This is a genomic window from Pseudoalteromonas sp. MMG012, assembly GCF_018100875.1.
Lineage (GTDB): Bacteria > Pseudomonadota > Gammaproteobacteria > Enterobacterales > Alteromonadaceae > Pseudoalteromonas > Pseudoalteromonas aurantia.
Map to the genome: position 1 here is coordinate 1 of NZ_JAGJEF010000118.1, position 8,597 is coordinate 8,597.

General features: G+C 35.9%; 14 protein-coding genes and 1 pseudogene. 9 read left to right on the top strand and 6 right to left on the bottom strand.

All coding sequences use genetic code 11. The features are described from left to right. The 4 genes from J8L97_RS21775 to mobC all read right to left on the bottom strand — a co-directional run. The coding region (locus J8L97_RS21775; RefSeq protein WP_211052753.1) for a type IV secretory system conjugative DNA transfer family protein at window positions 1-528 on the bottom strand (528 nt) is incomplete at its 3' end. 2 nt (window positions 529-530) lie between these two features. Beyond that, the gene (locus J8L97_RS21780; protein ID WP_211052754.1) at window positions 531-869 is read right to left on the bottom strand and encodes a hypothetical protein; all 339 of its coding nucleotides are present in this window, start codon (window positions 867-869) and stop codon (window positions 531-533) included. A gap of 18 nt (window positions 870-887) precedes the next feature. Next, entirely contained in the window at window positions 888-1,841 is a 954-nt protein-coding gene (locus tag J8L97_RS21785) for a hypothetical protein (protein WP_211052755.1), read from the bottom strand. Continuing rightward, on the bottom strand, window positions 1,838-2,206 hold the full coding sequence (gene mobC, locus J8L97_RS21790) for a plasmid mobilization relaxosome protein MobC (protein WP_211052756.1): 369 nt from the start codon (window positions 2,204-2,206) through the stop codon (window positions 1,838-1,840). The genes J8L97_RS21785 and mobC overlap by 4 nt, the downstream gene beginning before the upstream one ends. Before the next feature lie 433 nt (window positions 2,207-2,639). Between mobC and J8L97_RS21795 the strand changes: the two genes are divergently transcribed. From J8L97_RS21795 to J8L97_RS23875, 7 genes are all read left to right on the top strand, one after another. Beyond that, complete coding sequence (locus J8L97_RS21795; RefSeq protein WP_211052757.1) at window positions 2,640-2,924, top strand: helix-turn-helix domain-containing protein; 285 nt, start codon at window positions 2,640-2,642, stop codon at window positions 2,922-2,924. 6 nt (window positions 2,925-2,930) lie between these two features. Continuing rightward, window positions 2,931-3,464, top strand: a complete 534-nt coding sequence (locus J8L97_RS21800; RefSeq protein WP_211052758.1) for a hypothetical protein — start codon at window positions 2,931-2,933, stop codon at window positions 3,462-3,464. Continuing rightward, window positions 3,445-3,573 (top strand): hypothetical protein, encoded by a 129-nt coding sequence (locus J8L97_RS23870; RefSeq protein ID WP_282098572.1) that lies wholly within the window; start codon window positions 3,445-3,447, stop codon window positions 3,571-3,573. The genes J8L97_RS21800 and J8L97_RS23870 overlap by 20 nt, the downstream gene beginning before the upstream one ends. 260 nt (window positions 3,574-3,833) lie before the next feature. Beyond that, window positions 3,834-3,980 (top strand): hypothetical protein, encoded by a 147-nt coding sequence (locus tag J8L97_RS21805; protein ID WP_211052759.1) that lies wholly within the window; start codon window positions 3,834-3,836, stop codon window positions 3,978-3,980. 190 nt (window positions 3,981-4,170) lie between these two features. After that, the gene (locus J8L97_RS21810; protein ID WP_211052760.1) at window positions 4,171-4,719 is read left to right on the top strand and encodes a hypothetical protein; all 549 of its coding nucleotides are present in this window, start codon (window positions 4,171-4,173) and stop codon (window positions 4,717-4,719) included. A gap of 204 nt (window positions 4,720-4,923) precedes the next feature. Then, on the top strand, window positions 4,924-5,070 hold the full coding sequence (locus J8L97_RS21815) for a hypothetical protein (protein ID WP_211052761.1): 147 nt from the start codon (window positions 4,924-4,926) through the stop codon (window positions 5,068-5,070). 2 nt (window positions 5,071-5,072) lie between these two features. Beyond that, a complete protein-coding gene (locus J8L97_RS23875; protein WP_282098573.1) occupies window positions 5,073-5,195 on the top strand; it encodes a hypothetical protein in 123 nt (40 codons plus the stop codon). Between the two features lie 50 nt (window positions 5,196-5,245). Here J8L97_RS23875 and J8L97_RS21820 read toward each other — a convergent pair whose 3' ends face one another. Next, window positions 5,246-6,559, bottom strand: coding sequence for a hypothetical protein (locus J8L97_RS21820; RefSeq protein WP_211052762.1), 1,314 nt, complete (start codon window positions 6,557-6,559; stop codon window positions 5,246-5,248). Between the two features lie 529 nt (window positions 6,560-7,088). Between J8L97_RS21820 and J8L97_RS21825 the strand changes: the two genes are divergently transcribed. Then, window positions 7,089-7,742 (top strand): hypothetical protein, encoded by a 654-nt coding sequence (locus J8L97_RS21825; protein ID WP_211052763.1) that lies wholly within the window; start codon window positions 7,089-7,091, stop codon window positions 7,740-7,742. Window positions 7,743-8,020: 278 nt separating this feature from the next. Next, complete coding sequence (locus tag J8L97_RS21830) at window positions 8,021-8,173, top strand: hypothetical protein (RefSeq protein WP_211052764.1); 153 nt, start codon at window positions 8,021-8,023, stop codon at window positions 8,171-8,173. A gap of 43 nt (window positions 8,174-8,216) precedes the next feature. Here the strand turns inward: J8L97_RS21830 and J8L97_RS24135 are convergent. Then, window positions 8,217-8,477, bottom strand: a pseudogene (locus J8L97_RS24135) (tyrosine-type recombinase/integrase); the annotation flags it as partial. Window positions 8,478-8,597 lie beyond the last annotated feature (120 nt).

Here is an 8,597-nt window from a genome sequence, read left to right on the forward strand (position 1 = left end):
TATCGAAATAGCCCCTTCATTCCACACAGGTTCTTTGTCTGAGCCATATTTTGACATAATGATAGAGGTACATATTTGTTCTATTTCTATCGTGTGGCGCGCATCTAAACCAGCAAAAGGGTTAAAACATGAAGACGATGGCAAGTCTTCGGGGCATAAACGCAAAATACGAAAACCCCTTGAGGCTAAGTGACCACTCGTGAACTCATAGACCTCACAACTAGGGTCATTCACTATCATCGAGCAATTGGATGAAGCAAGTTCGAGTATTGATGGAATAATAAAGGCTGTAGTTTTTCCTGATCCTGGTTTAGCTATCACGGCTAGATGTTCAAATGAATCTTTAATCGATAAGCGCTGATCATTTCCGTTAATCAGTAAGCCTTTATTGCTGGTTGAGAACATCGAAGTCAGTTCGGCTTTATTGGCAAAACGTGCTCCTTGTTCTTGAACCAGAAGCTTCTTTTTGGCAACAAAACTTCCAATATTAAACAGACTTGAAAATGTATCTTTAATAATTTTTGACATGATCAACGCACCCTACTTCGGGAGTAATCTTTAGTCTTAGCATTCGCGTGAGCTCTATTTTTTCTTTGTGTGGAGATTTCTTGCTTTTGTTGATTGATTTGCTGTTGTTTTTGCTGGGCTTGTTGAGCCTGCTCACGCTTTTGTTCTTGTGCTTTGTGTAAGCGAGAGAGTCTTCGTTGTTTTGATTGTTCATTTTGCTGAGCTTGTGCTTTAGCTCTTTCATCTTCTTTTTGTGACGAAGCGGGTTTGATGTGTGGGGCATCATCATCACTGATTTCTCTTGCTGCGCGAGTGGCTGAAAAGAAGCTAAATAAGCCATCAAAAAAACCTAAAATATCCATATATTTACCTTTAAAAGATTAACGTTCAAAATCGTTTTTGTTTTGTTTTTTGCCATTGTTTGTTGCGTTACTTCGACGGCTTTTCATTTCTGCTTTTCGGTGCTTTACTTCATCATTTTTTGTAGGCACTGGATCATCGTTTTGTTTCGATGAAGGGTTAGGTTTTTCATCTTCTTGATTGTGTGCCGATTGTGACGAGAGGGATTCTATTTGAGCAAAGGCTTCTTCTAGTCCGAGTGTTTTTAATCGGTATTTTTTGTTATCAAAGAGGGTGATAAAACCAATGGTATTCCCACGGTTGTACATCTCAATGCCCTGTGTTGAGAGATGGGTAAACAACTCATTCATGGTGCGGCTTTGCGCAAAAATATTTTTGAGTGTTTGAGTGAGTTTTTCTTTCTTTTCCAGTCGCCCTCCTTTGCGCTTTATTTCACCTGCTTTGTTTGATTGTTTTTGCTTTTTTTGCTCATTGGTTGCGCTTATTAGAATGTCTTGCTCAAGTTCAGGGTATGTGTCTATCACATATTTTTCGGTTTGTTTTTTTACCTGATCAAATTCATATTTTGTGAGTCGTTGATTTTTTGGTGAGTCAATTTCATTGCTGCTGATCATTAAATGAAAATGTACGTTATTACTTTTTTCATCATGTAGGTAGCCGGTGACTAAATTATATTTACAACGCGTTTGGGCGTAGAGCTGAACAATATCAAAGAGTCGCTGTTTTTCTTGTTCGAGGGTGAGCTTTGATGATTTGGTAATAGAAATGATTTCATGGAATAGGTAATTGCCATTTTTACGAGCCTTTACTTTTTGAGCATTGGCTGAAAACTCTGCAACGATATCTCGGTCTTTTCGAGCATAAATATTTTGCGTGAAAAAGTCATATTCGCTATTACGTGACGAGCCTTTTTTCATGTAATGGTAGAGTTGTGAAAAGCTTCGGCTTTTGCGACTCATCGACTTGATGATCATATATCTACCTTTTGTGATACGTAATTTTTAACGGTATCTTCAAGGTGTTTTAGCTCCATAAGTAGGGCATGTTCATCAACCATTACTTTAAGCGTATTTGAACGGTGAGCTATTTGATTCACATTGTTGGCTATGGTACGAATAAGGTAGGTGACTTCGGTGAGTTCTTGTTGTATTTCTGGTGATAAATGCGGGTTTTTCCCCAGCTTTTGTTGAACGAGATGGCCGACAAATGAAGTTGGTTTTAACTGCATTTTGTCCGCTAAATATTCAACTTTTTTATAGTCGGCAAAACAAAGGCTAATGCTAATGCGTTTTCTTTGTTCGTTATAGTTTTTGAAATATTCTCGCCGTTTTTCATCCATGAGCTTACATTCCAATTTAAAGGTATAGGGGGTTCTTAGGGGGTTTCCCCTAAGCAAGAGAGCAAGTGTTGGTTACCAACTTGCAATCTTGCTACTGCACTTAAGCATAGTCGTACCTGTAAACTTTTGCACTAATCATTTGAACATAAAATTAACAACCAGAAACAGTGAGTCAATTTTCCTAATGTCGAATTTTGATGCTCAACGAGTTCATACGGATATATTAAAAACTCCCACCCCAATGAGCGTAATATATATGAAGCCCCAGCTTTATGTTGCTTCTCGTTGCTGACATATAAATAGGAACAAACACTCTATCGTATAAAAATCTTCATAAAATACTCAATTCACACCCCAGTTGTTAACAAATGGTTGTCATACGGTTACTTAGCTGATAGTTTTCGCTTATGGAATAAGGAGTAGGTACAAGCGTGTGATTAAAAGTACAAGAAGGAAAAAAACGAATAATTTTAAGCTGTACGTTCAACGCTCAATCAGACAAATGAGGCTCGAAAAAAAATTGACTCAAAAACAATTAGCGGAAAAGTTAGGTGTTGATCAGGCAAGTGTCAGTAATTATGAATCAGGCAAAACTGAAATGACCTGTACCCAGCTTTTTGAGCTGTTTTTAATTTTTGGTAAAGACTTGAGTAATGTATTTGATTTAAAGGATTCGAACATTGAAGATGTACCTATTGAAGAACAAGAAAAGGAATAAATTGGTATGAATGATATTTATACAATTGTAGATTATCTTTTCCCTGTCATTGTTGCACTAGGGTTGGTGTTTAGTTGGAAAGTACCTACCGCTCGATGGTTTTTACTTTCATACTTTTTAATAGTTTTGATTAGCTCGACTACGTTTCCCATTACTGTTCAATGGAATACGCATTACTATATATTTGAAGCTTTAATTAATATTGTTTTTATGTTCCCTATCCTTTATCGTAAGGACTTAGCATTGTTTCTTTATAGCAAAACGGGCACAGATTTTTATCTCCAAGTCTATAAAAAACAAAAATTTTCTGCACAAGAATGCGCTATTATATTGATCGTTGCTTTATCAATTTTAGTTAACATTATTACATGGTTTGAAGTGTTAGCTTACAAGTACTACTGGCTCGATAATGCCTACTTCAAGCTTTTCTGTAGGGATAATATAATTTTGCTTATTCAGTTTCTCTTGTGTGGATGTTTCATAACTTATGCAATAAAAGCAGAGTCGAGGGAATTGAATTATGATAGAGCTCAAAGCTGAACAATTAAAAAAAATTCAGGGTGGTATGAATTCTGGTTCACCAGATCTCCCTGCACGTCAACAAGTGCAACAAATACCGCTCCCAATACCTTATAACGGGGGTGACTGATACGATAATATTGCTAAATTCATCACATGGTTTTAGTGCGATCTAGGCAGCAATACGTCATTTAATCTGTACCCTATATTTTTTTATTCTATTGGCTTTGTGTGAGTGTTTATTAACTTATGCAATATAAGCCAAATCGAGGGAGTTGAATTATGGAAATACTAAATGAATACCTATTAAAACAAGTGAAAGGGGGCGACTCTCGTTCTCCTGATCTCCCACGCGAACAATCACAACAGTGCAAAAAGGAATTTTAAAGCATGTGGCAACTGAGTAGAAATGAGCTTTCACAAGTGATCGGTCGAGGGATTTCGTCTCCAGACTTACCTAAAAAGCAAAATACTGTGCAGCCTGCTGATGAAACAACACTAAAGAAACTTCAAGAATCACTTCAAAGCGCCGTTTAAGGCGCTTTTCATATATGAATATATTCATATTGCCTTTTTAGCTTTCACTTGTTCATACTAGATATTGAAGCATTTGTTGTTAGCTTACTAATTTTAGGCTAAAAATAAATCAATTAAAAATACCTTTGGATTACTTGAAAAATAAAAAACCATCCTTATTACTTAACTTTAATTAAAAGGAAAGGTAACAATGTATAAAGATGATTTTATAGAAGCCGTAAAGAGAACAAGTAATCTTGGCCTCAGTTCACCAGATGTAGGAGCTTGTGATAGTTCAAGCTTTCTTCAAAAAACAAACCCTACGGAGCTGGCAAAAGTTATCCAAAAAGAAATAGGCTTGTTATCTGAAAAAGAGATCGTTGGGCAGTGCTTATCTCTCCACTACAGGTTAAAGCGGGTATTCACTGAGTTTTTTGACTGCCCTGTTTTCTATACTATCGGATATGTTGAATTTGAAAAATCAACTATGTTCAAACAAACCGAAGAGTCTCTCGCTGAAATGCTAAAAACAGGGGTGGAAGGCGAAGTGAGTTTACATGCTTGGTTAACTCTTCCTTCTATGGAAGTACTTGACTTCAGCTTGCCCACATCATTTGCCAAGGTAAACAATATTCCAGAAGGTATTGGCTCTGCTATTGCAGACCAAGCAGATAAATTAAGTTCGAACGGAATGACCTACAAGCCACTTATTGTTGGCGAAGATTTTCTGCTCAAATCCAAGATAGTACGTTTGTTCTAAATTATATTAGATCGACCCTGTAATATGTGCTGTGTAACAGAGGTAGATCACTTTAAATATCGATTTTTATGGCAGCTTAATTCAATAAAAACTGTTTTGAACACAATCCCCCCCACTATTTCTCGGATACACCGTTGCATAATCCATTTCGTTAACAGAAGTTTCGATTAACCATTAACTATTTTTTATATAAGGAGTATGCAAATGAACACCGATAAAACCCCAATGACAATTGAGTCAGCTCGCAGAATTCAAAGTACCATAGCCAAACAAAGTGACGGAAAAATTGTTAAGAGCTGTTTCGCTACTAAAGCTTTAAGTTCAACAGCTAAAAACAATGGAATCGTATAATTATGGAGCAACATGATATCGACAATCGATCTAAACAATTAGACCCCGAAAATGATACCTATTGGCAAAGCCGAGGTGAAGCTAAGCGTCCTGACGATTGGCAAGAGCAATTAAATAACGAGTAGTATGATTATCTTTATTGCTCTAGAGAGCTAAGATGTATTAGCTAAGATATCTATATCGATGGCTCTCTTCTTTCAAGTTCAGCTTTTAAATTAACTCGGTAGTAATTAGGGATATTCGACAATACCTTCTTAATAACGATCTCTACATCTACTTGTTTACAATTTTCTTTTTGAGCTTGACCCAATAACTCACGTACGAGCCTATCTATGCCCATTGCAATTTTGCACATTTCAAAAGTTAAACTGCCACTTTTTTTCTCAGCGTATTCATCTATATTTCGCAAAAATGCTTTTAGTTTTTTATTACTAGGCAGGTTTTTGCCGTTTCGCCAATCCTTAAGTTGTTTATACTGTTTATCTTCTTTTGATTCACCAAATTCGCCAGGCTCAGCTTCATTTATTTCAATAAAGCTAGCCAGTTTACGAAAGCTTGTTTCGCTGCCTAATTGGGATAAAGCATCCCTAAACTCTTTTAATATACCAGCGAAACACGTTCTTATGTCATCTTGTGTTGCATAAGCATTTATCGCTTTAGTGATCATACCCAGATCATTTTCAATTTTATCTTGATCTGTTCCATACCTCATACGACAACCGATCTCAAAATGTGTTATCGCTTCCAAATAAAAATCATAAAAGAGATAAAGATAACACTCGATGAAATCTAACGTTTGCTGCTGAGTTAACTTTCCTCTTTGTTGGTGCTTTAACATTAGCTCAATAATGTTTTCACTAATGTCATGTGGTATATAAGGATTTTTCACCCATAATGATTGCTGAGCTGCCCATACAGCAGCAATATCATTAGGTTTTAATTTTCCAGCTTCAACATCTTTTTGCACGCGTAAAATTAAATCGTCTTCGGTACTACAGCGCTTTTCAATAAAGTTAAATAAGGGGGTGAATTCATCTTTTTTTTCACTATGATAACTTACCCTAAAACCGCTTATCGTTGAAAGCCAAGCTCCAGCATTAGAACCTGCTCTATTACTTTTTATAACCCGAGTCATGACTTTTTTACTAGCTAATTTCTCCCAAGGAAAAGGAATCTCTTTCACCCAGCTCATTATTTTGTTCACAGTTCTTAAGCCAACACCTTGTTTAAAAATGGCATATTTATTGGTGGTAGATATTTTTAATGGTTTTTCAAAATACGATTCGAGCAAATCTATGAGTTGCTTTTGATTCGAAATAACACCCAATAGTTCTTGTACTTTAATTATGGGTGGCAAATAAAATGACATTGATTTGATATCACTAATTTTTACTTTATTTTGCTGATCTACACTACCAATTAAGTCCTTATGGAACTTATCAGTTATAGATCGATTTCGTTCTAAAGTATTCTCACGTTTTTCTTTCATAGGGTATACATTTCAAAATTACATTTATATTAATAATACAAGACAGCACTAGGTAACACCGTGAAACTCAACGGGTGTTTATTCTCTTGTTTGTGATAAATGATTCATTATTGCGTTTGAGTGCCTCTGCATACTTCTTATGCCATGTTTTTATATGGCCCTACCCTAGCTTTTTTGTGTTTTTCCGTTTCAAAACGGCGTTATCACTTAACTAAATATTGACGTCTTCACTCAGAATTAAAGCATGATTACAGGACAACCAATTTCTAATTATCTTCTTCACAGCAAAGCACAGGTAAGAGCATTTGATGGTCACGCAAAGTCTAAGTGTTCAATGGTTTAGGAAGCAGCATAAATACGTAAGAGTCAAACTATGTCTATTAAAACCAGTTCTATGCAAACACGCTAACATGACTTGCAAGCACTTTAGCACAACATCAACAACAAAAATGCAACTATTGAAACCAAAATGTTAAGGGCATATAATACTCTTTTACTTGTAATACTCACATAATTTAAGGAATTAATAATGAAAGTGTTTGTTTATATCTTTATCGCTCTATCCCTACTCTTTTCTAACATTGCTCTATCATCAGCAGCTAAGTCTATTGATGGGTTAGAAATTAAAGAAGAGCTATTAAAGGTTAAAGCCGTCGAATATGGATTTGATATTGATGTAAATGGTCAATCTGTAGGTAAAGCGACGACTCAATTAGCTGTTGGTGTACCAGCAACAATTACCTTTTTAGATGAAAATAAAAACGAAACTTACCGCATTAGATTAACAGCCGCATTTCATGAAAAGGAATCTACTACTTTCCCTATGGTTAGCCATACAGTACAAGAGAACGCTGGTGGCTCTTGGGTAGAGCTATTAAACGCTGATGTTGCTTATCGTAATGATATCGAAGGGTCAATTATACTTTTCGGAGAAAACTCTACTGAAGTAGCTATTAAAGGAAAAACTTCAACAATCCAAGTTGACCGAAATGTGATTCAAAAGCTAACTAACATGAGTTGTGATGACAAGCCGTCATTAACTGATGAAATAAGCGACGTGGGTATTTTAGCATCATCAGGTGATTGCTGTGGTGGTGTGTGCTCTACAGGTCAATATTATAAGTGTTGTGGAGCTATTACTTGTTGTGCTTGCGATGCTGGTTGTTGTAGTACAATGCGTTAATATTTGTTCAAGCAAAGAATATGTTGTTACTCTCTTTAATAAATATTGGTCACAATGCAATCACATTTTAGAAACAATTTAATCTGAGTTAAATTGTTTGAAAGGATGTTAACTTGTTCAATAAATCTCAGGGTTGTTAAGCACAACTCTGTGTATTCTTAGTATCGGTAGTTAGATCAGACTAATACATATTGCAGAATGAAACCCAATGCTTGCCACTTTCGATCCAACGTTGGGTTTCATATTTTAGGAGCAGAGATTTAGGACTGGTGAGGGTATTGCTCACTAATTTACGTGAAGAATTAGAGCTCTTTGATAATGTACATGAAGAAGCTTATTCATTTTGTCTTGAAACAGCTCTGGCTCAACGAACGTGTCAACAACTTAAAAATTCAACGGGTGTTTATTCACTTGTTTATGCAAATGATTAACTGTCGCGCTTAAGTACCTTTCTGTGGTTCTTATATCACTGTGTCACATCATTTTTGCTAACGCGAATAAATCACAACCTCCTTCAAGCATCAAAGTAGCAAAGGTACGGCGTAGTTTATGGGCATAAAAATATATTCCACTGTATTCCCTGAGTGAAGAAATATAGCGCTTGAGTACGTCATAGCTCAATTGGGTATCATGCTTACTAGAAGTAAAAAAATAGATGCACCTTTTCTTTAGTCGGTTTCTTTGAGCTATGTAGTTTTTAAGGATATCAATTAATGCCGCTGACATAGGGATAAGCCTGTCTTTATTTCATTTTCAGTTTTTGATAAATAAGACACGGCTTTCAATATCCATTTCCGAGACTTTGATGTTTCTGAGTTCATCGAAACGTATTCCGGTATAAAGAAAAACAGCGAT

Excerpts from the sequence above, each read along its gene's own strand:
- J8L97_RS21815 (WP_211052761.1), top strand. The coding sequence starts at position 4,924 with ATGAACACCGATAAAACCCCAATGACAATTGAGTCAGCTCGCAGAATT.
- J8L97_RS21825 (WP_211052763.1), top strand. The coding sequence starts at position 7,089 with ATGAAAGTGTTTGTTTATATCTTTATCGCTCTATCCCTACTCTTTTCT.
- J8L97_RS21780 (WP_211052754.1), bottom strand. The coding sequence starts at position 869 with ATGGATATTTTAGGTTTTTTTGATGGCTTATTTAGCTTCTTTTCAGCC.
- J8L97_RS21785 (WP_211052755.1), bottom strand. The coding sequence starts at position 1,841 with ATGATCATCAAGTCGATGAGTCGCAAAAGCCGAAGCTTTTCACAACTC.
- J8L97_RS23870 (WP_282098572.1), top strand. The coding sequence starts at position 3,445 with ATGATAGAGCTCAAAGCTGAACAATTAAAAAAAATTCAGGGTGGTATG.
- J8L97_RS23875 (WP_282098573.1), top strand. The coding sequence starts at position 5,073 with ATGGAGCAACATGATATCGACAATCGATCTAAACAATTAGACCCCGAA.
- J8L97_RS21805 (WP_211052759.1), top strand. The coding sequence starts at position 3,834 with ATGTGGCAACTGAGTAGAAATGAGCTTTCACAAGTGATCGGTCGAGGG.
- J8L97_RS21800 (WP_211052758.1), top strand. The coding sequence starts at position 2,931 with ATGAATGATATTTATACAATTGTAGATTATCTTTTCCCTGTCATTGTT.
- J8L97_RS21810 (WP_211052760.1), top strand. The coding sequence starts at position 4,171 with ATGTATAAAGATGATTTTATAGAAGCCGTAAAGAGAACAAGTAATCTT.
- mobC (WP_211052756.1), bottom strand. The coding sequence starts at position 2,206 with ATGGATGAAAAACGGCGAGAATATTTCAAAAACTATAACGAACAAAGA.
- J8L97_RS21820 (WP_211052762.1), bottom strand. The coding sequence starts at position 6,559 with ATGAAAGAAAAACGTGAGAATACTTTAGAACGAAATCGATCTATAACT.